Below are 24,965 nucleotides of genomic sequence, written 5' to 3'. Positions count from 1 at the left end.
ACACCGAGTTGACCCGCTCCAGCCCTGCTGCGGAGGGGGTGAGGGACATGATGACGGCCCATGTGCTCAGCGCGGGAAGCGGGTACACGTACCTGACTCAGCAGGTCGCCTCGGGCGACGTGCCCCGCGGCCGGGGCGCGTCGCTGACGGACTACTACATGCAGCACGGCAACCCGCCCGGGCAGTGGGTCGGGTCGGGGCTGGACCAGCTCGGGGTGTCCGGGCAGGTGCTCGAGAAGCAGATGAAGTCGTTGTTCGGGCAGGGTCGGCACCCGGACGCGGACCGGCTTGAGGCCGAGGCCCTGGCCCGCGGACTGTCGAAGCAGGATGCGGCGCGCGCCGGCCGGCTGGGTCGAGCATTTCCGGAGTTCAAGGCGCGGGCCGACGACGGGTACAGGCAGGCGTTGGAAGCCGCGTTCGCCGTGTTCGCTGCCGAGAACGATCGTCCGCCGGAGGCGGGGATCGAGCGGGACCTGATCCGCTGGAACGTCGCTCGCGCTCTCGCGCAGCAGGAGCACACGGACAAGGGCGCCTCGGGCGAGCTCTCGGACCAGGACGTCGCTACGTGGTTGGCCAAGCGTGGGCAGCAGCCCCGCAAAGCGGTCGCGGGGTATGACCTGGTGTTCACGCCGTCGAAGTCGATCAGTGTGTTGTGGGGTCTGGGCGATGCGGCGACACGCGAGGCGATCACGAAGGCGCACACCCAGGCGTGGCGGGACACGCTGGCGTGGATCGAGTCCGAGGCCGCGCTCACCCGCGGGGGTGCGGGTGGGGTGCGGCAGATCGACACCCACGGTCTGACTGCCGTGGCGTTCGATCACCTGGACTCCCGGGCCGGGGACCCGAACCTGCATACGCACGTGGCGGTCTCCACGAAGGTTCTCGGTGTGGACGGGATCTGGCGTGCGCTGGACGGTCGGGTCCTGCTGAGTCTGAAGGTGGCGGCGTCGGAGCGGTACAACACCCGCATCGAGCAACTCCTCGTCGAAGTACTGGGCGTCGCGTTCCACACCGAGTCCCGCGGTCGAGGGAAGCAAGGCGTACGCGAGATCGTCGGCATCCCGAAGGCGCTCCGGGATGCGTTCTCTCGGCGGCGTGCTGTGATCCAGGAGTCCTACGAGACCCTCCGCGCCGCCTACCGCGCCAAGTACGGGCACGAGCCTGGCACGAAGGCGGCCTACAGCTTGGGCCAGCAGGCCAACCTGGACACCCGGCAAGGCAAGGGTGCTCCCATCGGGCTACGTCATCGGCTCCCGCAGTGGGCCGAGATGGCGGCGGTGGTCTTGGGCGGTCCGGAGGCGGTGGCGCGGATGCTCGCGCGCGCTCTCCACCCCCGCCCGGACACGGGGCAGGTCGTGGTCGACCAGCTCAAGGACCTGTGGCCCGCTGTCGCTCAGGATCTCGCCGGGCGTGGGATCGCCCGGTGGGCGGTCCAGGACGTCAGGGACGCGGTCGAGCGTCTCGCCGCCGGGCAACCGCGCGCGCAACTCTTCCGGCCGCTGCGGCGGAGGACGACCACCGACCGCCAGACCCAGCTCGCAGACCTGGCAGCACAGGTGCTGGCCCAGGGCGACCTGGTGGACGCCTGCCTGACGAATGTGGCGGGTAAGCGGGCGACGTGGACGACCTACCACCTGCAGGCCGAGGCCACTCGCCTCGCCCGGGAGCACGCCCCTACCGGTACCGACCTGCTCGTGTTGGCCGCGACGATCGACGGGCACGCGGTCGCGGCCAGCCTCGTGATCACGCCCCCGGACCTGAACGAACCCCCGGACGTGATGCGCCGCAGGGACGGCGAAAGCGTCTACTTCGTGCACGGCTCCACCCGGTACACCTCCCTGGCGGTCCTGGAAGCCGAAGACCAGCTACTGACCGGCACCCGTATGTCAGGTGGCCTCGCGATCGACGCGGGCGTGGTGGAGCGCTCGATCGAGCAGGTCCGACTGGACAAGGGACACGTCCTGAACCCAGGGCAGCGGGACCTGGTAACCCACTTCGCGGCCAGCACGGTGCTCGCAGCAGGGATCGGCCCGGCCGGGACCGGGAAGACCACGGCCATGCGCGCCTTCGCGCACGCGGTCCAGGAGTCGGGTGGCAAGCTCATCGCCCTCGCCCCCTCGGCTGCGGCCGCGGAGGTACTTGGTGCGGACCTGGGCGAGGGGATCACCGCGGAGACCGTGGACATGTTCCTCCTGGCCAACCAGGGCGCCGGTGGGGAACGCCTGCGGGAGCGCCTCACGGTGGAGCCGGGGACGGTGGTGCTGGTGGACGAGGCCAGTCTGGCCGGCACCCTCGCCCTCGCCCAGGTACTGGACATCACCCGACAAGCCGGGGGCAGTGTCCGGCTGCTCGGTGACTCCGCTCAGCTCGGCGCCGTCGCCGCTGGTGGCGCGCTCCGCCTGATCGCGGAGCAGGCGGGCGCGGTCGAGCTGACGCAGATCCACCGGTTCCACACCTACGGTGAGGCCGACGCCTCCCTCCAGATCCGAGTGGGGGACCACCAAGGCCTGGACTTCTACATCACCCGGCACCGCACCCAAGGTGGCAGCGCGGCGGCGATGGCGGAGGAGATGTTCGCGAACTGGCAGACCGACTCCGACGCAGGTTGCAAGACGATCATGATCGCGGCGACCAACACTCTGGTCACCGAACTCTCTGCCCGCGCCCGGCTGCACCGGGTAGCTCGTGGCGACGTCGAGGAAGACGGCATCACGCTGCACGACGAGACCCGTGCCGGGATCGGGGACGTCATCGTGACCCGGCTGAACAACCGCCACCTACGCGCCCAGCACGACAACGGGAACATCGACAGGGGCCGGGAATGGGTCAAGAACGGCGACCTCTGGCGCGTTACTGCCCGTAGTGGTGACGGTACCGTGCAGGCCCGGCACCTGGACACCGGGGCGAGCGTGGTGCTCCCGGCGGACTACGTCGCCGCGCATGTCGAGCTCGGGTACGCGGCGACTATTCACCGGGTGCAGGGCATGACCGTCGACACCTCCCACGCGGTTGTCGGGGTCGGCATGACCCGCAACGAGTTCTACACCGCCATCACCCGCGGTAGGGCCTCGAACCGGGTGTACGTGGAGACCGACGACGTCCTCGACCTCGACCCACACCGCCAGCCGGACCTGGAGCGCGCCGTCCTGAACGCGCTCAAGAGCGTCCTGGACCGCGACGGTGAAGAGAAGTCCGCCTCGAAGGTCATCGAGGAGGAATGGGACTACGCGCACTCCCTGGCCCGGCTGGTCCCGGAGTACGAGGACGCTTACCTCGCGTTCCTCGAACCCGACCGCGCCGGGCGCCTGGGCCAGGCCGTGCGGTCGGCCCTGCCTGAGCGGATGGCAGACCTGGTCCTCGCGGACGAGGCGTGGCCTGCGGTGGCCAAGCGACTGTCGCAACACGAAGCCGCGGGCAGCGATGCCGCGATCGTGGTGCGACGAGCGGTCGAGGGCGGCTTCCAGGGTGCCCGGTCCGTCGCGAAGGTCCTGCACCACCGCATCGGCCTATCCCGACCCCGTGACGATGGGCGGGGTTTGCCGGTCTGGATCACCACGTCGCCCGACACCTCCGACAACATGGCTTGGTCCGACACGCAGCCACTGAGAATCCCCCCGCCCGAGGTCGGGGAACCCGCTTTCACGCGCCCTGCCGAACCGACTGCGGCCGTCGACCCGGCCGTTCGGTCACTGGTTGTCGAGATCACGGGGCACGCGTGGGCGTGGTGGAGCGGGCAACCCACCGCTCAGTCGTGGGCCGCCCGGTACATGGCCGGGCGCGGTCTGGCCGATGCCGAGTGGGGCGTTGCTCCCGCGTCCTGGACCGGGCTCAGCGAATACCTGCAGGCGCTCGGCTATACCGCCGACCAGCTCATCGACGCAGGGGTGGCGACCCGGACCAGGAACGGGCGGCTGATCGACCGGTTCCGGAACCGGATCATCTTCCCCGTTCGTGACCAGGCCGGGCAGGTCGTCGGTGTCACCGCGCGCATCAACCCCGCCGAGACAGACGAACGTGCCCCGAAGTATCTGAACACGCCGGAGACGGCCGCGTACCGCAAGAGCGAGCTGCTGCTCGGCCTCGACCCTGCCACCATCGGACGCCTTGCCGCCGGGGCGCGCCCAGTCCTGGTCGAGGGCCCCACCGACCATGCGGCCCTCCAGCTTGCCGCTGCTGACTTGGCTGAGCGGACGGGTCTCGAGATCGTGCCCGTGGCCGCGTGCGGAACCGGCATCACCAGGCAGCACCTCCAGGCGCTGCGTGACGCGTCCGGTCGCGGCCTGACGGATCTGATCGTCGCACTTGACCCAGACACCGCCGGCCGCACCGCCGCCGCGCGCGTGTGGGACATGCTCACCCGCGACGAAGCCACCCAAGCCCGGGCACTGGACCTGCCGGCCGGGACCGACCCCGCCCAGGCCACCATCGACGCCCCTGACGCTCTGGCAACGGCACTCGCCGAGACCATCCCGCTGTCCTGGTTCGCGATGGAACCCAACCTGCACCAGCTCCGGAACCTGGATCACTTCGACCGGCAGATCCCACTCCTGCGCGCCCTCGTCGACCACCTCCACGGCCGTATCGAGCCCGGACAGTGGCCTGCCCTGGTCGAGCACGTCGCCCAGGTCGTGGGCGTGACCGACACGACTTCTCGGGAGCAGCTGTCCACCGGTGACGTGCGCCGGGTCATGGTCGAGCACTACGCGGACCGCCTCCTGAACCAGACATACACTCAGCGTCAGCGGTCGGCCGACCCTGCGCCTGAGGCGAGCGAAGCCAGCGAGGAGCAGCCGCAGAGCGATCCGCTCGTTCAGGCTTGGCTCGCCCGGCAGGCCGACCTCATCTCCACCCGCCTGGACCGATTGGTCGAGCAGGCGCTCCTCGAACGAGAGCTGTGGATGGAAAACATCACGCCCCCTCCGCTACCCGGCGCTGCACGGTACGAATGGGCGGTGGCTCTGCGGCAGGTGCTGGCCTACCGCGACCGCTACCAGATCACCGACCCCACCGACCCGCTCGGGCCCCAAGTTCAGGGCGAACGTGGGGAGGCGTACTTGGTGGCCGCTCGAGCATTGCAGGCCATCACCCCGGCCGAGTTTGGACGAATGACTCAGGCACCCTCGCGTGGTCTGCGGCGCATGGAACGTGTGCCAGCCGTTCTGGCCCAGGCAAGGAGCCGAAGTGAATACCTGCGCCGCCAGGCCGAGGAACGCGCCCGGCAAGACCAAGCAGACCGACAACGCGACCACGAGACCAGTCGCGGCTGGTAGCCCTGCTCAACGGTGACGGGCGGCCCGAACCGGCGTCGTCACTGTGGATCGCGGACGAGCACCGCAGCCCCGGATCGTCGGGTAGCTCCCGACAGCCACCGTTCATGAGGATGCGGAGCGGTCGGTATCAGAGCCGGTGACGAGGTACTACCTCCAGGTGGGCTCGGCGCATGGGTGAGATACAGGGTGAAACCTGGCCTCAGATGCACAAATGTCGCACATGACCATCTGGGGGATCCTACGATCAGTGACTTGCGTCACGTTGCATCCACCGGGTGCTGGCGGACGGTGACCGGCGACGACGTGCAGACACCCCGACGACAGCGGAGGCACGACACGATGACGAGATCTGCGACGACGGTCGAAGGGGACGGGCACCAGCAGACCGAATGCGGGAGTGGAACCTGGTGGGGGGCAAAGCAGTGACTTTCAACGACGCGGCTTGGACGCCGGATGCGAGCCTGGTGCGAGAGGTCGAGGCTCAGTTCGCCAAGACGCTTGCCTCGTACCGGGCACATCCTGCCCTTGTCATCGAGCATGCCAATCATGAGGAGTCGATCCGGACGGGCGGCTATGCGAAGCGCACGCTGCCGGAACTGACTCAGAACGCCGCGGACGCGCTCGCTGGCGCGGGGTCGGATTCCCTGAATGCGGTTAACGGCCACGTGGAAATCGTTCTGGACGAGACGACGGGCACGCTGTACTGCGCCAACAGCGGCCTTCCGTTTTCGGCCAAGGGCATCGAATCCATCACGATGGCGCACCTGAGTGGTAAGCGCGGCGACGAGATTGGACGTTTTGGCCTCGGCTTCAAGTCGGTTCTCGCGGTCTCCGACTCGCCACAAGTGTTCAGCAGATCGATCTCCTTCGAGTTTGGCACGAGGGCTGCCCGGGATGATCTCGCCGAGGTGAACCCCGCGGCGAAGCGATACCCGATCCTACGGACAGCGACCGTTGTGAACGCTCCAGCGGCGTTTGCGGAGGACCCCGTCTTAGCGGACCTCGCGAGCTGGGCGACGACGATCGTCCGTCTGCCCGGGATCAAGGACTTTCAGCAAATCAAGCAGGACATCGAGAACTTCGACTCCGAGTTTCTGCTCTTCGTAACCGCGGTGCGCGAGGTCCGGCTGGCGGTGCTTGGCGCGGATCCGTTCCATATCAGCCACGTGTCGCGAAGCCTCGGCAATGGTGTTTTCAAGATCGAGGCGCCGGGAGGGGCAGGTGCCGAGTGGTTGGTCGCGGATCGTATGCATCGCCCTTCGAATGAGGCTCGTCGTGAGGTCGGTGAGGCGGTCTCCCGCTCCGAGGTCAAGGTGACCGTTGCAGTGCCACGCCGGTATGCCGACATGCGGACCGGACGTTTCTGGTCGTATTTCCCCTTGCAGGACACGACTTCGGCGTCGGCGCTCTTCAACGCTCCCTGGAGCGTCAACGACGACCGCACGACGCTCCTCCCCAACACCTACAACCAGGAAATCCTCCGAACCCTCTCAGAGGCGTTCGTGGACATTTTGCCGCGACTGAGTACCGACGATGACCCGGCGGAGCACCTCGACCACATGCCCGCGCGCGGTCGAGCGAGCGAGGTTCAAGGTTTTGGCGACGAACAGGTCATCACCCACGTGCGCCGGATCGCCAGTGACCGCGGCGTGATTCCCGACGTGGACGGCACCCTCCGCCACGCTTCGGAAGTTTTGCCTCTTGACTTCGAGGTGGTCAGCGATCTGAAGCGCGCGGCTGAGATGCAGCAGGGGTGGGCGCTTTCGCCCAACACGGGAAGTGACGCACCCCACTGGTCCTGCTACACGACCTCGACGCGGATCACACGCTTACGCACGCTCTACGCAGCAAGCGCACACACTGGCAAACTGGATATTTCCCGTTCCGAGGAGGACGCAGCACTGCGGCACATGCCGAAACGTGGCCTGCTCTCGTGGTTGCGCGAGTGGGCCGAGGGCGACGACCCGCAATCGGCTGCTAATGCCTTCCGGGCGGTACTTGGCAACCGGGGCGTGTCTGGGATCGAGCACGCGAAGGTCATCCCGACGACCGACGGCATGCGCTCTCCCGCCGATCGTCATGTCGTGTTCCTTCACCAGGAGGAGGGCGTGGAAATCGACAGAGCCGTGTTCGTGGATCCCATGTTCCTTACGGAGCCTGGGATTGAGAAGCAGCTCCGCGAACTCGGGTTTCGCGACCTCGATCCTGAGGCGATCTTGAACGCTAGGCTCGCTGGTCTGTCGGTTACTGCGTCGGACGATGACCTCACCAATGTCTGGGACGCCGCTCTCAACGTGGCCGTTCCGGTGGCGGTCAAGGCCATGCGGGACCATGCGGTCGGTATCAGAGTCCCAACCGTCGACGGCGGCTGGGCTTGGCCGCGGCAGGTTCTGGACATCGAGCTGGCGTTCGGCGACGACTTCGGGTCGCGGAGACTGGACCGGCGACGGTGTGTCCCGGACGTGGCGCATCAACTCGGGGTCGTCCGGAGCCCAGTGAAGAAGTTCGCGGTGGAGGACGAGCCCTTGCTCGAGGACTACCGTGACTGGGTCCTTTCCACGGTCAACGCGGCCCGCGGCCCGGGCGATCGTTTAATTGAGCACATCGATCTGACACCCGGCGAGGGTCCCGGCCCGTTCTCGGTCCTCTTCATGCTTCGTGACGCGGATGCGCCGGAGAAGAGCCGTGCAGCATGGACGATCGCGCTTCTGGCGGCCGGTGACCAACAGTGGATCTGCGAGGACACCGACACGGGCCGCACGTACCCGATCGTCTCTCCAGCTCGATGGGCTGTCGCGCAATCCGGGATCGTCCAGACCAACCGTGGCTTTCGAGAGCCAGCGGAGACGGTCGCGCCGTCGCTGTTGCGGTTCGAATCACTCCTGCCACTGTTCAGGGGGCCTCGTGAGGTCGCCGAGGCGCTTGGCTTGCCCGATGACCTGGCTGCCATTCCGCCGCGGGTGCTCCGGACGGCACTCGAGGCCCCGTTGTTCCTTCCGGCGATCAAGGACGACGCTCTGGTCGAGTTCGTGGTCGCAGCGACTCGGTTGGGCTGTGGCGGCAGCCCGGCGATGACCATCCCCGCGAAGGTTGGGAAAGCGATCGAGCCGCGTGCCCCGCGTGATGTTTTCGTCGCCGTCGACGATGAGGAGGAAAACTATCTCTCGACCCGGCGGCGTCCATATCTCCGGACAACGGAAGCGGGAGCCAAGGAGCTGCTAGATATCGTGGGGTGCCGCAGCTTTGCGGACAGCTTCGACTTCACGATGACGATTGACGGCCTGCGGGATCGGCAGCCAATTTTGGATGTCTTTCCTGGCCTGCACAATACGGTGGCCGCTGGAAGGGTCGGCGGAAGCACGGTCACCCGTGCCCTGGTGCTCCAAAAGCGTGTAACGACACCGGAGGGCAACGAGGACCAGCCCCTCGATTTCCACCTAGAGGGAAGCGATCTGGTCGTCCGTGGTGACGCCGATGACCATATGATGCTCCGGCTCGTCGGAGAGGCATTCAGCCTGGGGTTCGACAATGCGCAAATCGACAAGATTCTCAAGGCGGGCCTCGATCTTCAGCGTGAGCAGCAACGTCTCGAAGCACGCGCGGCTACGACGGACGCGGACCGCCTCGCGGTCTACTTCGGCGACCACGACCTCAAGGAAGCTCTCCCACCGGGACTGTGGTCCGCACTGGAGGTGCAGGGGTTGGTCAGCAAGAAGACGTCCGTGGCGGAGCTGTTCCTCACCGTCTACGGCGCCGACGCTGTGCAGAGCCTGCGGCAACGGTTCCGGAGCGAAGGATTCTCCGACGTGCCGGACAAATGGGCGGGCCTCCCCGCGGCGGTTTCTTGGGTTCGTAAGATGGGATTCGGCCAGGAATTCGCAGGTCAGCGGATCCAGTCGCGTCCCGACGAATTCGTTGTTCCGGGTGCAGTGCGGCTCCCGGACCTGCACGACTACCAGAAGAAGATCAGTGCCGAGCTGCGTGACGTCCTAACTCGGCCGATGCCGAACGGCCATGCGCAAAAGGCGATGGTCGAGCTTCCGACGGGGGCGGGCAAGACGCGCGTCGCGGCCCAGACTAGTCTGCGCCTGTTCGTCGATGATGAGCTATCGGGCACGATTCTTTGGATCGCCCAGTCGAGCGAGCTCTGCGAACAGGCCGTACAGACATTCCAGGAAATATGGCGCTACCTCGGCGATGTACGGCCATTGACAATCGGTCGGCTCTGGCAGGGCAACCGTGTCAACGAGCCTGAAACCGAGCATGCAGTCGTCGTTGCGACGGACGCCAAACTTGAGGAAGTCCTCGACCAGCCGGAGTACGACTGGCTGCGGAAGGCGACGGCCGTCTTCATCGATGAGGCCCATCGAGCCGGGGGGTCGAAGCGGTACAAGCGTCTGCTTCGCTCTTTGGGAATCGACGGTTACAACTGGGAACGTCCGCTTGTCGGGCTCTCGGCGACACCCTTCAAGGGTCGAGTCGAGGCCAACAACGAGCAGACGAAGGAACTCGCGGCAAGGTTTGGTACGAAGCGGCTGGCGGCCTTCGAGACGGACGCGTACCGACAACTTGTGGGGCGAGGTGTCCTGGCGAGTGTGAAGCACGAGGTGCTGCCCGGTATCGACGTATCACTCGATCGGGACGAGAGAGAAGCGCTCAATTCGAACGGTTTCATCGACCCCCGGGTCTACGAGCGCATCGGTGGCAGTGGGGCTCGCATGAAGGTGCTTGTCGACCACATCATGGGCGTCCACGGCGATAACCCAGAGTGGCCGATCCTCGTTTTCACGCCCAGCGTCCTGTCGGCCCAGGTGCTCGCGGCCTCCTTGCGCTACCGGGATGTTGACGCGGCATCCATCAGCGGCACGACCGGGCGGCAGCAGCGTCGTGACGTAATCCGGAAGTTCAAGTCCGGCGAGATCAAAGTACTTGCCAACTGCGACCTCCTTGTCCAGGGCTTCGACGCCCCAGGGGTTCGGGCCCTCTACATCGCTCGCCCTACCTTCAGCCCGAGCGCCTACATACAGATGGCAGGCCGTGGCCTGCGTGGGCCGAAGAACGGTGGCAAGGAGGAGTGCCTCATCGTCGATGTTGAGGACAACTGGGGCGCCAGTAACGACATCATGCTCGGCTACCACGAGTACGAAGAACTCTGGAAGGAGCAGCGCGGATGATCCTTGCTCCCTCCCTGGAAGACATCGAACGGACTTCGAAGAGCGGCGCGGAGAGAAAGGTTGCCCGCCTGCTTCGCGACATCGACGGTGACCCGGAAGCAGTCGCGTTCTGGTCCCGGGCGTTGCGTTCGCACGAGTACAAGCAACAGTCCGAGGCGGACTTCGTGATCCTGTGGCGCGGGGTCGTTGTTGTCGTCGAGGTCAAGGGCGGCGGAGTGCGCAAACACGAAGGCGTCTGGTGGTCTGTCGACAGGCGCAACGACTGGCATCGCCTGAGAACGTCGCCCATGGAGCAGTCGCGGTCCGGCATGCACGCCCTGCGCAAGATCCTCCACGAGGATGGCCTCGGCTGGTTTGCGAGCGAGGCCGTCGTCATGACTCCCGACATCTCGTCTCCGCCCGCTGACCCCGAGTGGTTGTCGACTCACTGGCTCGCCAACGACAGTATGAGTGCGCAAGGCATCGAACAGGCCCTGGAGACCATCTTCGCCAAGCGGCGCCAGGCGCCAGGTCGGACAAAGGTCGCCCGACTCGACGAGCTGCGCACCCGGCTCTTCGGCGAGTTCACCCGGATGCCGGTCATCGACGCCCAACGCGGGGCAGTTATCGAGGAACAGACACGAGCGACTGCCGGTCAGGCTCGGGTGCTTGCCGCCCTCGCCCGCAACCCACGTGTGCTCGTCTACGGTGGTGCTGGCACAGGCAAGTCACTTGTCCTCGTCGAGGCAGCCAAGCAGGAGGCCGACCGCGGTCGGTCCGTTCTGGTCACGTTCCGGTCTCCGGAACTTGTGCGGTTCTTCGCGCCGCACCTAGATGGTCATGACGTCGATGTCATTGCGTTCGATGACCTGGCTGAGTCCATCCCGTATGACGTTGTCTTCGTCGACGAAGCCCAGGACATGATGAACCCCGAAGCCATGGATCGTATCGACACCGTCATCGCTGGCGGCCGCGCCGGCGGACGCTGGCGGATGTTCCTCGATCCCAACAACCAGGCGCACGTCGACGGCGGCTACGACGAAGACGTCGCCGAACTCATCAAGGACGAGGCCGTTGAGGTCGAGCTCGACCTCAACGTCCGTAATACGAAGGCCATCGTCCAAATGGTCCAGCAATACCTCGCCGCTGACGTCGGCGATCCCGGCATAGTGCACGGCGAAGGAGTCGCCTGGCGTACGACGGGTGGTACAGCGACCGTGGCCGAGGCGAAGAGCCTCGCAAAGGAACTGGTCACCAATGGAGCGGATCGGGACAGTCTCTGGATCATTGACGTCCGCTCGATCGAGGCGCCGCACGCCGACGGTGGGTTCACCGTCACCAGCCCGCGGTACGCGAAGGGTTTGGAGGCGGAGCATGTCATCGTCTGCAACCTGCCCCAGCAGTTCGACGACGCCGGGACCGCTGCCTTTTACGTGGCCGTAACGCGCGCACGAGTGGCGCTGCATGTTGTCGTCTCCAAGGACGACCGGAAGCGGTTGCAAGATCTAGTGCGCCGCGGGAAGGAGGACCAGTGAGCAGGACCCCAGCGCAACAGGTTGTCCTCGCGCACCTCCGGTCCGCATACATCGGGCCAGAGGGCGGTGCCGACGAGGTCGTCACCAACCCTCCGAACCGGCAATACACCATCGGCATGCTCTACCCCACCGACCCACCGGACCGGACTGTCGAGCAGAGGCTGGAAGCGGAGCAAGCCGGCGTCGACGAGATGCTCGCCGACGTCGAAGACGGTGACGTCGAGGAGAACGGTGCCGCTGGGCCCGTCGCTGAGGAATGGCGTCCCGCCTCCACGGCGATCTCATTTGTCACCAACCGCCAGTCGACCACAGTCCGTTTCGCTGGCGCTTGCTATGAGGCGTTGGAAGACGACGGGCCGGCCCGATGGCGCCGACGGGCATTCGAGGTCGATGGGCTGGAGCTCTCACGCGAGCTTCCGCGGACGCTGTACCAGGTCGGTGAGATCGAGTGCGAGATCGGCTCCCGCTGGCGCGAGTACGGGGATGACTGGCTGGTCACGGTCTACGTGAGGTCCCTCGCGGAGGGTACTGGCGACGGCCGGCTCGACGTCGTGCGCACGCTCTACCAGGTCGCACTCGAGGTGATGCCAGCCGACGGGGGAGCGATCCTCGAGTACGACACCAGCCGGAAGTTCGACTTCGACGACGAGACCGCGGAACTCCGCCTGCGCTACAGCAACCGAACCGTCTACGCCGCCGGACATGGCATGGCAGCCGACTGGGAAGTGACCGGTGACCGGTGCACTCGCATCTGGCTTGATCCCGCGCCGTCGTTCGTCGTACCAGCGATCGAGACGACGGGATTCGAGGAGGGAAGTCCGGAGGCAGGCGCCCTGAGCCTGGAGCATCTCTCTCGTATCGACATCGAGACCGGCCATGTCGTGGCGTCGCTCGACGCGTTCGTCGTCGCATTCACCGGGTGGGTCGAGAAGCAGGAAGCCAAGGTCGCCGGTTTCGGTGACGACGAGAAGGTCGCCGAGCGGATCGTCGAGCGGTCACGCGCCGCAGCAGAACGAATGCAGGCAGCCGTCGACCTCCTGCGGCACGAGGACTCGGCGACACTGCGAGTCGCCTTTGCCCTCGGGATGAAGGCGATGCGCCTCCAGATGCTTCAGGGCCGACCTGGGCGGGAGCCGAGCTGGCGCCCGTTCCAACTCGGGTTCCTGCTGGTGTCCGTCGCGTCTACCGTCGATGACGGGCACGCTGACCGTGAGTTGGTCGACTTGATCTGGTTCCCGACCGGTGGTGGGAAGACTGAGGCTTACCTCGGCCTCGCAGCGATCGAGATCTTCCGACGCAGGCTCGTCTATGGGACGGCGGGTGGGGGTACTGCCATCATTACGCGGTACACACTGCGGCTCCTGACTGCCCAACAGTTCCAGCGCGCCGCGACGCTCATCTGTGCCATGGAGCTGCTCCGGCGACCGGGCTCCCATGCTGATCCACGAGTACAAGGGTTGGCCCCATTCAGCATCGGGCTCTGGATCGGCAACGAGGCCACCCCTGGAACCCACTCCGAAGCGCGGGACGCGCTGAAACGGCTCTACAAGGCAGCCCGTCCGGAAGAAGCAAACAAGTTCCAGGTCGAGAGTTGCCCGTGGTGCGGAACGGGCCTGTTGCCAAAGGCGGGGTCCTCCGACGAATCCGCTTACGGCGTGCGACGGCTCGGCAACGAAGTCGCCGTGTACTGCACGAACACTTCGTGCGAGTTCCACCAGGAGCTGCCCGTGCTTGTCGTCGATGAGGCAATCTATGCAGATCCGCCCACGATCCTTCTTGCAACCGTGGACAAGTTCGCGCGGCTCCAGTTTCGACCCGAGGCGGGCCGCCTGCTCGGGCTCCAGACTGCATTCAGACAGGCGTCGCTGATCATCCAGGACGAACTCCACCTGCTGTCCGGTCCACTTGGGACGACCGTCGCAGTGTTCGACGCCGTGATCCAGCAGCTCCTTGCGCTGGGCGGCTCCGCACCAAAGGTGATCGCGTCGACGGCGACGATTCGTGCATCGGAGAAGCAGGTGCAAGGGCTCTACGGACGCCAGGTCGCCCTCTACCCACCGGCGGGCCTCGACGACGACCAGACCTTCTTCTCGCGGCCCGTCAAGTCCGGAGAGGGACGGCTATACATCGGGCTCATGCCGCAGTCACTGTCACAGATGTCGGCGGTCGTCGCGGCCGCATCGCCTTTGCTGGAAATCCCGGAGGTCGTAGGGGCAGCAGGGGACGCATGGATGCCACGTGATGCCTACTGGACGGTCGTCATGTACCACAACAGTCTGCGTGAACTTGGCCGGACCGGCACGCTTGTCTCTGACGACGTGAATGCTCGCCTGGGCGCGCGGGCCCAACGGCTCGGACTGACATTGCGGAACGTCCGTGGCGACAGGGTGCTGGAGCTAACGAGCCGGCGTGGCCCCGAAGAACTCCCCAAGGATCTCAAGGCCCTCAAGAAATCTGTCGATGACAGTGACGAGGCGGTCGATGTAGTGCTGTCATCCAACATGCTTTCCGTGGGCATCGACGTCCCACGCCTCGCGCTCATGCTGATGGTGGGACAACCCAAGACGACTGCGGAGTACATCCAAGCCACCAGCCGCGTCGGGCGAGGTGACGTGAAGGGAGTGGTGACGACGCTGTTCCGGTCGAACCGGGCACGCGATCGCTCCCACTTCGAGACGTTCCGTGCGTACCACGAGACGCTCTACCGAAGCGTCGAGCCGACGAGCGTCACGCCTTGGTCTCTCGCCTCGCGCGAAAGGTCACTCGCAGGTGCCCTCGTGGCGCTACTACGCCACGCGATCCCCGAGCTCGCGGCGAACGACGCTGCGGGACGATTCGATCTCGATGGGGCGATGTCTGGGCAGGTCGAGATACTCGCCGAGCGCTTGCTTGCACTCGTGGAGCGGTCCGAGCACACCGAGGTCGAGGAGACCCGCGAAGAGGTCGACCGCCTCCTCCGCGACTGGGATCGCCGCGCACGAGACGCCCGGGACGCCAAGGAACCGCTGCGCTACGAGCGGAAGACCGTCCAGGACTCGGCGCTACTCAAACGCTTCGACCAGCCCGGCGAGGGTTGGGTCGTAGGCGACTCCATGCGATCCGTGGAACCCAACGTCGCCATCGAGATCCGTGAACCGTCCGAGGGAGGTCCCAATGGATCCGATCAAGCATGACCTGCGTCTGTCCGAGACCGTCTCGCCATTCGGAGTCGGTGCTGTCGTCGACGTCCGGGGCGAGTCGCTCATCGCCCCAGACACGTCGTGGTGGGAAAAGAAACCTTGGCTCGTGATCAGTTGCGAGCGTCTACTCGCCAGACTCGGGCCGGGTGTCCTGCAGCAGGCACCGACGCATGCCGGCAGGGTCGCGAAGGAGACCGAGGGGTTACGGTACTGGCGATTTCCTCAGTGGCGGTTCTGTGAGCGATGCAGCCGTCTGACACGCTTCACTAGCTCGAACAAAGGCAAGTGGTCGAACACCTGCAAGGACTGCAAGGGACATCTCGTGCCGATGCGGTACGTCGCCGTCTGCGACAAGGGCAGCCACATCCAGGACATCCCTTGGTTTATGTGGGCACACCGGGGCAACGCCACCGAAATCACTGACGAAGTGCGGCACTGCCATGCTCACAAAGAACTCAGGTTCGAGCGGTCGGCGAATGCCGGCGAAGGTCTGGGGTCACTGCGCGTCGTCTGCAACGGGTGCAAGCGGGCCCGGCCATTGTCCGAGCTGGTCACGGCCGACGCACTCCAGCGCGACGGGTTGCGTTGCTTCGGCGTTCAGCCCTGGCAAAATCCGAAGGCTGCCAAGGCATGCGACCACAAGCTGGTTGCCGTCCAGCGTGGCGCCACCGGGAACTATATGGCTGAGCAGCTCTCGGCACTGGACATTCCCGAGGAAGTGCCAATGTCGGTCACGAAGGCCGACGAAATTCGGGAGCATGCCTTCTTTGCGACGATCGTTGCGGACAACGGGGGGCCTCTGGCGGAGATGGCCGCCGAGCAAATCGCAGCCCAGGTCGGTGTCACGCTCGAGGAGGTGCTGGCGGTCGCAAACGACGGACAGCCCGACGGTGACGCCCAACTACTCCTGGACCTTAAGGACGGGGAATGGGCTGCATTTCTGCAGAAGCTCGATGTGCCGGGTAGAGACAGAAGCCCTGGCAACTTCGTCGTTGACTCGTGGCACGTCGAGGACGATACGCATTGGCCCAAGGCTCTGACGGACGTCGTCACTGCAGTCGGACAGGTGCGGCGTGTGCGCGAGGTAAGGGCGCTGAAGGGATTCCGTCGGTACGCACCCGAAGCGGACCTGATACTTGCAGATCTGAGCGGGACCTCCAAGCTCAAACCGGTGTACCCGGCGACCGAGGTGTTCGGCGAGGGAATCTTTCTACGGTTCGACGAGGGGGCGCTCGCTGCGTGGGAGGACCAGCCCGAGGTCCGCGCTCGCGCAGGAGTCCTCGTCGAGCGTCGGAAGAAGAGCTCCTACGCACAGCGGCTCGACGTACCCGAACCGCGTTATATCGCCCTGCATACGATCGCGCACCTTCTCATTCGACGTCTGGCTTACGCGAGTGGGTACTCCTCGGCGTCTCTGCAAGAGCGTGTCTACGCGCACTCCGACCGGCCGGACCGCACAGCGGGGATCCTGATCTATACGGCGGCGGGCGACGCGCAGGGGACACTCGGGGGTCTCGTCAGGCTCGGCGATCAGGACAAGCTGATGCCGCTGCTAATCGCCGCGCTCGACGACGCAGATGTTTGCTCCAACGATCCCGTCTGCATCGAGAGCGACCGCCAGGGCTCATCGAACCTGAATCTTTCGGCGTGTCATGGATGCTCGCTTGTCAGCGAAACGTCTTGCGAGACCGGCAACAGGCTCCTTGACCGACAGCTGGTGCTCGGTGGTGGCAACGTGCCCGGGTTCCTCGACCACGTGCTGAAGCAAATGAGGACCGGGACGCCTTGAAGCAAATGAGGACCGGGACCGCGGCGGTCAAATCGGCTTCTACTACCAGCGTGCGAGGTCGCTCGCGAGGTCGTTGAAGTCCTTGAGCCTGCCCTGGCCTACGACCTCCGACCAGGCGGCCTGTTGTGCATCGCCTCCGGAGTTCAGAACGGCCGTGTGGAGTTCCTGAAAGGCAATGTGGTACGTAGCGTCGACCTCACCCGTTCCACGCGCGATTGAGGCGAGACGGCTCGGAAGGGGCTCCGCAGTTACGGTTACGAGATGCGGTTGGCGACCCCGACGATGACGAATCATCTGGTTGAACTCGTGCCGGATGTTCTGGACTCGGTCCGACCGAATCGTCCACTTGCACGAGACTGCCGCATGGAGGAACGGCACTCCCTGCGAGCTAGAAGCACCACCAAGGCCCACGGTGACGTCAGGCTTGATGAGGTAGTCCTGTCCGACCGACACTCGCAAGTTCGGGTCGGACTGTATGAGCCGGTCGAGTGCTGTGAGGTGCTGGTACTGGGCAAATTCCGTGATTAGCGAGCCACGGTCCACGTCCCACTCGCGGTCCGCGTCATGAGTCGGCAGCTCCGTAAGCAGTCGGTCTCTAACCCAGATTTCGAGGTTCGCACCCGGGTTCCTAGGCAAGTCAGGGGGTATTTCGCCAGACTCGTTCGGGTTCGACATTCCGAGCGCGTCGAGCATCGCACCGCCGAGGCGAAGGCTTGCCAAGGAGTCGACGTCGGAACAGTTCGGGACCCAGGCCCAGCCCGCCTTGTTCTTTGGCCGGCCGTTCTCGACGGGCGACTTCTTCCAGCCTGTGAACGTCAGGATGCTAGAAACCGTCATGCACGGGCCTCGATGTCGATCGAGCGGCAAAAGTCGAGGTCAGGACCGTGTGGCATGGGCACCCGGCAGACGATACCTGCCCGGACGGGCTTCCGGCCACGACACGACAAACCGGATACTTCCAGTGTTGTCGATTCCGCGTCGAGCTCGAGTCGGAGGAGCTCGTTGCATCTGTTCGCGCTCTCTTCGCCATGCTGTTGATCCCGACGGTTCGTAAGGATCTTCCGCCTGCCGAAGCGATCACAACGGCGCTGATGCTCCGATCCTGGGCCTGAAGGCCCGATGGCTCGTGAGATATAACGCACGCCCCCCGGACGACCGATTCACGAATTGAGCTGGAAGGGTGAGTCCTGGTCGAGGGAGAGACAGCGATCTCAGTCGCTCGCGAGGCTGGTGAACTCACGAGCTCGGCGCAGCGCTTGACCTACGACGTCTGGCGTCGGATTCGCCGAGAGCAAGCTCGACGCGGTCCGCAGCTTCGGTTGGCATCTCATGCTCCCAAATCCGCACGACGGTCCAGCCTGCTTCTGCGAGAAGCATGTCGGTCTCGCGGTCGCGCGCAACGTTGCGTGCTAGCTTCTCTGCCCACCACTCGGCGTTCCGCTTAGGTCTCGTTGCGTGCTCGGGGCACGAGTGCCAGAAGCACCCGTCGACCAGCACGGCAACTTTCCTCGTCGGAAAGACGATATCTGCACGGCGTCGCGTTCCTACCATTGGCCGTTGGACGTAAAACCGACGACCACGACGGTGTAGTTCGCGACGGACCGCCACCTCGGGAGCAGTGTCGCGGTTGCGTACTCGTGCCATCCGTCGACTGGTCGCCGGGTCGGTGATCATGGCATGTCAGACCAGGTACGGCTTGATGTGCCGTGCAATGGCCTGCGCGAGGCCACCTGGGACGGCGTTTCCAATTTGGCGTGCGATCTGGATCTTCGTGCCAACCCACTGGTAGTCCGACGGGAAGTCTTGGATGAGTGACGCTTCGTAGTGGGTGATGACACGGTCGACACTGCGCGACGGGTCACCCTTGGTCCACTGGGAGCTCTCCTGGACCGCGGCAGGCTCCCACTGAGGGTGAAGGTACTGACCCTTTTCCGGCTTGAAGAACTCGGTTCGAATCGTGACCGAAGGCGTGTCCCAGCGACCACGGCCCATTACGTCGGTCGTTCCGGTCGGCTTCTCCCGCCAGCAGCGGGGAAGCAGCTCGGTTGGTACGTCGAACCGTCCGCCACCCGGAGGCACGAACGAGTAGCGTTCGAGGCTCTTCGGGAGCGGCTGACGCTTGATGTGAATGTCCAGGCCCTTGAATGGCCCTGGCATCGGACTGCCAAAGTACGTTTCAGTGGAATCGGGCAGATCCGTTGACGCTGGATCACTCGGTAACCCACCGATGACGTCCCTGAGGGTGCGCCAGGGCAGCAGATCCGAGCCGGCAGCGGGATCCTTCGCGTGAGTCGGAGCAGGCATCTCGATCTTGCCTACGCGCGAACCGATGACGATAGTGCGCTTCCGCCGCTGTGCGACGCCATAGTCGGCGGCGTTGAGCACCGCATGTGTCAGCTCGTAATCCTGGAGCTTGCCGTGGTCCGCTTCGGCGAGGAGCATCTGGAACTCTGGGCTCTTCGAGAACCTGTCGACGTTCTCGATGACGAAGATCTCGGGGCGAGCGGCTTCGACGAAGCGTAGGTACTCCCGCCAGAGCTGGTTGCGCGGATCGTTGAGGTTCTTCAGGCCCAGGTTCGAGAAGCCTTGGCAAGGCGGGCCGCCGATGATCACGCGTGCGCGTGGGATGTCTGCCGTCTCGACGGCGGCGATATCGCCGGCGATGACGTGGTCCTCGCCCCAATTCGCGGCGTAAGTCGCAGCCGCGGCTTTGTCCCACTCGACTGCCATGAGCGGCTCGAACCCCTCCCGGGCAAAGCCTTGCGTCATGCCACCGCAACCGGCGAACAGGTCGATCATCGGGATCCCACGCTTCATGGCCATGATCGTACGCGGGGTCACCGACACGTATGGCGCGCCACGCCGATCATCCGAACGGATGTTCGGTAAGCGGAGGGCTGCGCTGCGCACTTGGGCCTCGTCTCGCGTCAAGAGCTATGACCCACTAGGCCATCGGGCTCGATGTCGCTGATGTGCCGCGTCCACTGAGTGATCCTCCGGTGTCGACGTGCACGAGAGGTAGGACTCGCTTGCATCCGTTCGCTGGCCCTGCTCGTGACCGGGCGTGTCTGGTGACTCTGATGTCCTCGCCAGCGGGCTAGGGCGCTCCGGTTCGAGTTGCGGTTCGCGTCAACGCCGCCGTCCGCGGCCAGCTGACAGGTACCGTCTGCCAGAACGTCAGATAGAGCAGGGAGGGCGCGCGCGATCCGCGTGCGGGGAGACTCACGATCCGGATCGCGTGGGCGTGGGAGTGGCGAGCGCGTCGTCCTTGACGGCGCGGCTGGCCGTCAGGTGCCAGGTAGCCTTGAGTGCAGAGTCGGCTCGTCGCATTCGTCCTTGCTGCGCGGCTCACAAATCGCCGTGCGCCGTTGTCGAAGTCGTCGGATGCTGCCCGCTGCAACGAGCCACATTTCTCGGTCGTGCGGACCTCGTGTGTCTCGCTGCGCTAGGTAGGATGAGGATTGAACGGAAGGATGGTCTGAGGTCATGAACGCAAAGTCGCGCACCGACATCCCAACCACGACCGTCGAATGCACGTGCGAGTACTGCCGCCAGTACGCCGATCGGAAGGGTCTCACGCTCCCGCTGCGCGCGGAAGTAAACGTCAAGATGGCTGAAGCGATTTGTGGCACCTCCAAGGGACGACACTCAATGGTGCGTAAGGCCTATCAGCCTCCGTTCGGTCGGATGGACGACCTGCAGGCCGAGTTCGGTCCGTGGGTGGCCTGACCGATCGCTACGCGCAACGGCCGGATAGTCGCCAGGGTTGATCGATGCGCTCGAGGACCCATCGCGGCGAAAATGTCTTGATCTACATCCCAGCTAAACCAAGCGCTGGAATGGGTGGTGCATCGCTGACGGGCGGTGCTGGGACGACACCCAGAGGGGCCCGCACTGACAGGGCTTGACACCCGCGCGCCACTACTCGTACATGCAGGCACTTCACATCGTTGCCCGAGCTACTGAGTGACGACCGACGGTTCTCCAGATGTCTGTTGGCCTCCGCTGATCCGTCGAGGCGCCACGCGCTGCGCATGCGTGCACGGCCCTGGGCCGCAGCTAGTCTTGCGCACATGAGTGAGACCAAGGCTGTTGGAGCGCTCGTACGGGCTGACGATGTCTGCGACAGGCCGACGTGTCCAGCCGTGTCGATCATCGGCTCGGCGTGCGTGGCCGCGTGAGCGCGGCCATTACTGGGGTCGTAGCCGACACTAGCGGTGTCGCTAGTGGTCGAGCCGATCTTGTCACCATGAGTCTGTTGGGTGTTCAAGGAACGATTGGGCCTGGCTGGAGGGCCCCCATAAGTGTCAATGCGTGCCGTGCAGCTCTCCCAAAGGCTGCAAAATCCCACAATCGATCGGCCGTCAAGATGTTCCACAAGGCAGGCGATGGCGCGTGAAGGCGATCAGTCTTTTCTCAAATTGTGGCGCGGGCGATGTTGGATACAAGGCGGCTGGATTCGAGTTTCGAGTTATGGCTGAAATTGACCCAAATCGACTCGCGGTTGCTCTTGGGAATCACCCATCGGCATTTGGAATTCCCGGTGATCTCCGAACGTCTTGGGTGGCTGTCATTGACGAATGGAGGTCTAGCGAGGGCGATCGGCGCCCTGATCTCCTAGCCGCTTGTCCTCCATGCCAGGGTATGAGCAGTGCTCGAGGCGGAATGGGGAACCATGACGATCACGAGGCGGGGGGCAAGGACCCTCGCAATCTCTTAGTGACGGTGATCGAGGCCGTCGCGAAGGAGCTGAAGCCCCGTGCAATCGTGGTCGAGAACGTTCCAGCGTTTCTCACTCGCGCGGTCCCTGATCCGGCCACGGGTGGCCCGATCAGCGCCGCGCTACTACTGATTTTGGCGCTTTCCAAGGACTACAAGGTTTTCTCGATGATCGCTGATCTGGCTGACTGGGGAGTGCCGCAGACTCGTAAGCGGTCTTTCCTCACACTGATTCGCAATGATGAGGAAGGGCTCGCCCGAAATGCGGGTGCCACGGCATTTCCTCGCCCGACCCACGCCGCAGATTGGGGTGGAAAGCAGATAACAATCTCCGAATCTTTGCATGAGCTTAATCCCCCTTCCCTGGACGCGTCGAGCGCGACAGGTGCCGTGGACCCAAATAACTCCATGCACTTCGTGCCTGTCTGGAGCGAGCGTCAGTACCGCATGGTTGCTGCTATCCCGCCGAACTCGGGCAGGGGAGCGTGGGAAAACCAGCAGTGCTCGTCATGCTCGGCGATGACTACTGACCCTGAAGCCGCCACATGCGCCGTCTGTGACGAACCACTACTTCGACCCGTCGTAAGCGAGAGCGGAGCGTGGCGCCTCATTAAGGGATTCCGCACTAGTAGCTATACCCGAATGAAGCCCTATGCGCCTGCCTCGACCGTTACGACGGCAAGTGGTCGGCTCGGCAGCGACAAGACGATACATCCATGGGAAAACCGGCTCCTGAGCGTATACGAGTGCGCGCACTTACAAACAATCCCTAAGGACTTTAAATGGGGTGACGCGCTCGTGCGATGGGGTCACACGAACTTGCGGGAGATGATCGGTGAAGCCGTTCCCCCTCGCTTCACAGAGATGCATGGCCGCGCGATCCGTTCGTTCCTTGAGACGAACTCGCCGGTTCCGCTGCTGCCGGCTACGGATCCACGTGTGCTCAAAGCGAGCAGGCAACTCGACAAGGCTCGGGTGAAGTCGCACGGCGCGCAGGTCGAAGCCTGACTTTCGCGTAGGTTGCTGCGTAGAATGCCGATTTATGGATGGTCTTGACATCGGAGCAGGACAAGCCGCGCTACCCCCTGACGAGCCGCTCGTACTGAAGTTCGGCGGTTCTCTAGTCGAACAACTTGGCGCGCAGCTCTACCCTTCGGTTACCGCAACCGTGGCAGAGCTCATCAGCAACGCTTGGGATGCCGACGCGCAGAACGTCTGGGTCTCGGTGCCTTTCGAGGAGGACTGGGCAGCGGGCGCCGAACTCATTGTGCTCGATGACGGCCACGGCATGACGAAGCAGCAGGCACAGTCTTCGTACCTCGTAGTGGGGCGTAAGCGGCGGCTGACGTCACTGGGTGATCGATCGGAAGGCGGCCGTCTCGTCCATGGGCGGAAGGGGATCGGCAAACTTGCCGCGTTTGGAACCGCGGGATACCTGGAATGCACCACAACCAGAGGTGACGCGCTCGTAGCTTTTGGAATCGACTACGACGCGGTGCGGAAGCTACAACCTGACCAGGACTACCAAGTTGACACCGTCACTCCCACGCAACTCGTAAGCCCAGATGGCGCTGTGCTCGAACATGGGACGCGCATCCGTCTCAGCCGGTTGCGGGTGAAGCGCAAGATTTCAGCTGAGTCCTTTCAGGTTTCGATGTCGCGCAGATTCGCACTTCGTGAAATGAAGGTACTAATTAACGGTGAGCCCCTCAAGCGTTTCTCCATAGAGCTACAGTTTCGGCTGCCCAAGGACCACGCACCCGATGGTGTCGAGGTAGACGACGAGGGCTGGGGCGTAGAGACCCTTTCAACGGGGGAGCGCGTCCGCTGGTGGATCGGTTTTACCGAGAAGCCCCTTGCTGAAGGAGAGCAGCAAGGTATTAGCATTCTTGCGCGTAGCAAGATGGCCCAGCGCCCTTTCAAATTCGAGCGGGCACAGGGCACGACCGCACAACTTGGGCTCGAGTACCTGGTTGGCGAGGTCGAAGCTGATTGGTTGGATCAAGGAAACGACATCGAGTCTGACTTCATCCAGAGCAACCGCGACCAGCTACAACTTGAAGATGCGCGACTCGACGAGTTCATGACATGGGGCCGTCGACGGCTAAACTGGGCTCTCCGCGCTCGGCAAGACCTGCGTGCCGACGCGGCGGCGGCCGAAGCTCAGCAGAACACCGAGCTCGACGAGATGTTGGATGTTTACACCGCCCGCGAAAAGAAAGCGATGCTGGGTGTCGCAGGAAAACTGGCTAGACTTCCGGAGGTCGACCAGAAAGATGTCAACACGATCATGCGATCCGTGGTCGACAGCCGCAGTGATGTCCAGGTGCGCCAACTCATGGAGCAGATCGAGGAAGAGGACGAACCGGTCCAGGAGCGAATGTGGTCCCTGGTGGCTCAGTTTGGGCTGATCGATGCGCGTCGACTGATGTCTGTTATTGAGGCGAGGATCGCGACCATTGAGAAGCTGCAGGAAGCGCTCGATGAGGGCGCAAGAGAAGTCCCGGATATACATAACATCGTTCGGGATGATGCATGGCTCCTTGATCCTCGTTGGCATTTGCTAGGCGACGAGATAGATGTGACTACCTTGTCCGGCGTCAATTTTCAGCCGGAGGTCGATGCAGAGAGCGGGCATCACCTCGATTATCTTTTCGCATTAGTGCCGAAGGCTCCAGCCACTGTGGACGAAGTTGTTGTAGTCGAGATCAAGCGTGGAACCTATGAGAATGGCAGCATTCGGAAGGCTAATTTGGACGAGGTGAACAAGTTCCATGCATACGTGCAAGCTGTGACGCAGCATTATGCAAGGAACAGTACGCCTCCCACCATTCGAGGCCTTATGGTGGCGCAGGGATATACGCAGCAGGCTGATCCAATTAGAAAGGCATTGGAGCAGATCACGGCGCCCCGCCTTGAGTTTAAGACCTGGGATCGGGTACTCGACGAGACCCATCGTATGCATCTCGGTTGGCTTGAAGTTTCTCGTGGGCGTTCAGAGCGGACCGGTTCGACAGGACCGTAGGGTCTGTTCTTGATGTTGATCGGGCGATTCGCGCCAGCATGTGGCGGTGGTGAGGCCTCGTGGTGGTGGCGCCTTGCGGGGTAGGGCTGATAGGTCCGGGCGCCAACGGTGGCGCTGCGGAGCTGGCGAAGCCCGCGCGGCCGATGCTGTCGACCTGTTGTATCTATGCCCGGCGCCCAGCTCAACCTAGTACTCCACCCTTCGCCCTGCAGTCCTCGGTTAGGCGAAGAGTGAGCCGTGGCTATGCTGGCGCCACTCGGTCAGCTGCTTTGGTGGTGGTGCTTTCGCCGATCTC

General features: G+C 64.2%; 11 protein-coding genes. 8 read left to right on the top strand and 3 right to left on the bottom strand.

Going from position 1 to position 24,965, the window contains the following annotated elements; translation table 11 throughout:
• Positions 1–47: 47 nt before the first annotated feature.
• The 5 genes from mobF to drmB all read left to right on the top strand — a co-directional run bounded on the left by mobF (position 48) and on the right by drmB (position 16,926).
• Positions 48–5,270, top strand: a complete 5,223-nt coding sequence (mobF, locus tag ACZ7LE_RS14500; RefSeq protein ID WP_470403956.1) for a MobF family relaxase — start codon at positions 48–50, stop codon at positions 5,268–5,270.
• A gap of 422 nt (positions 5,271–5,692) precedes the next feature.
• Positions 5,693–10,444: a DEAD/DEAH box helicase gene (locus tag ACZ7LE_RS14495; RefSeq protein WP_470403955.1), complete on the top strand. Its 4,752-nt coding sequence runs from the start codon at positions 5,693–5,695 to the stop codon at positions 10,442–10,444.
• Complete coding sequence (locus ACZ7LE_RS14490; RefSeq protein ID WP_470403954.1) at positions 10,441–11,958, top strand: NERD domain-containing protein; 1,518 nt, start codon at positions 10,441–10,443, stop codon at positions 11,956–11,958. The genes ACZ7LE_RS14495 and ACZ7LE_RS14490 overlap by 4 nt, the downstream gene beginning before the upstream one ends.
• On the top strand, positions 11,955–15,131 hold the full coding sequence (locus ACZ7LE_RS14485; protein WP_470403953.1) for a helicase-related protein: 3,177 nt from the start codon (positions 11,955–11,957) through the stop codon (positions 15,129–15,131). The genes ACZ7LE_RS14490 and ACZ7LE_RS14485 overlap by 4 nt, the downstream gene beginning before the upstream one ends.
• Positions 15,112–16,926: a DrmB family protein gene (gene drmB / locus ACZ7LE_RS14480; protein WP_470403952.1), complete on the top strand. Its 1,815-nt coding sequence runs from the start codon at positions 15,112–15,114 to the stop codon at positions 16,924–16,926. The genes ACZ7LE_RS14485 and drmB overlap by 20 nt, the downstream gene beginning before the upstream one ends.
• A 42-nt stretch (positions 16,927–16,968) precedes the next feature.
• On the opposite strand, the gene ACZ7LE_RS14475 is transcribed toward drmB, so the two are convergent.
• The 3 genes from ACZ7LE_RS14475 to ACZ7LE_RS14465 all read right to left on the bottom strand — a co-directional run bounded on the left by ACZ7LE_RS14475 (position 16,969) and on the right by ACZ7LE_RS14465 (position 19,743).
• On the bottom strand, positions 16,969–17,763 hold the full coding sequence (locus ACZ7LE_RS14475) for an NgoMIV family type II restriction endonuclease (RefSeq protein ID WP_470403951.1): 795 nt from the start codon (positions 17,761–17,763) through the stop codon (positions 16,969–16,971).
• Between the two features lie 399 nt (positions 17,764–18,162).
• The gene (locus tag ACZ7LE_RS14470; protein WP_470404555.1) at positions 18,163–18,570 is read right to left on the bottom strand and encodes a very short patch repair endonuclease; all 408 of its coding nucleotides are present in this window, start codon (positions 18,568–18,570) and stop codon (positions 18,163–18,165) included.
• 36 nt (positions 18,571–18,606) lie between these two features.
• The gene (locus ACZ7LE_RS14465; RefSeq protein ID WP_470403950.1) at positions 18,607–19,743 is read right to left on the bottom strand and encodes a DNA cytosine methyltransferase; all 1,137 of its coding nucleotides are present in this window, start codon (positions 19,741–19,743) and stop codon (positions 18,607–18,609) included.
• Positions 19,744–20,412: 669 nt separating this feature from the next.
• On the opposite strand from ACZ7LE_RS14465, the gene ACZ7LE_RS14460 reads away from it, so the two are divergent.
• From ACZ7LE_RS14460 to ACZ7LE_RS14450, 3 genes are all read left to right on the top strand, one after another.
• Entirely contained in the window at positions 20,413–20,655 is a 243-nt protein-coding gene (locus ACZ7LE_RS14460) for a hypothetical protein (RefSeq protein WP_470403949.1), read from the top strand.
• A 585-nt stretch (positions 20,656–21,240) separates the two neighbouring features.
• Positions 21,241–22,653: a DNA cytosine methyltransferase gene (locus tag ACZ7LE_RS14455; protein ID WP_470403948.1), complete on the top strand. Its 1,413-nt coding sequence runs from the start codon at positions 21,241–21,243 to the stop codon at positions 22,651–22,653.
• 34 nt (positions 22,654–22,687) lie between these two features.
• Positions 22,688–24,670: an ATP-binding protein gene (locus ACZ7LE_RS14450; protein WP_470403947.1), complete on the top strand. Its 1,983-nt coding sequence runs from the start codon at positions 22,688–22,690 to the stop codon at positions 24,668–24,670.
• Positions 24,671–24,965: the final 295 nt, after the last annotated feature.

The sequence above is a fragment of the Promicromonospora sp. NPDC110617 genome (assembly GCF_055598465.1).
This window is presented reverse-complemented; position numbering and strand designations above follow the sequence as displayed.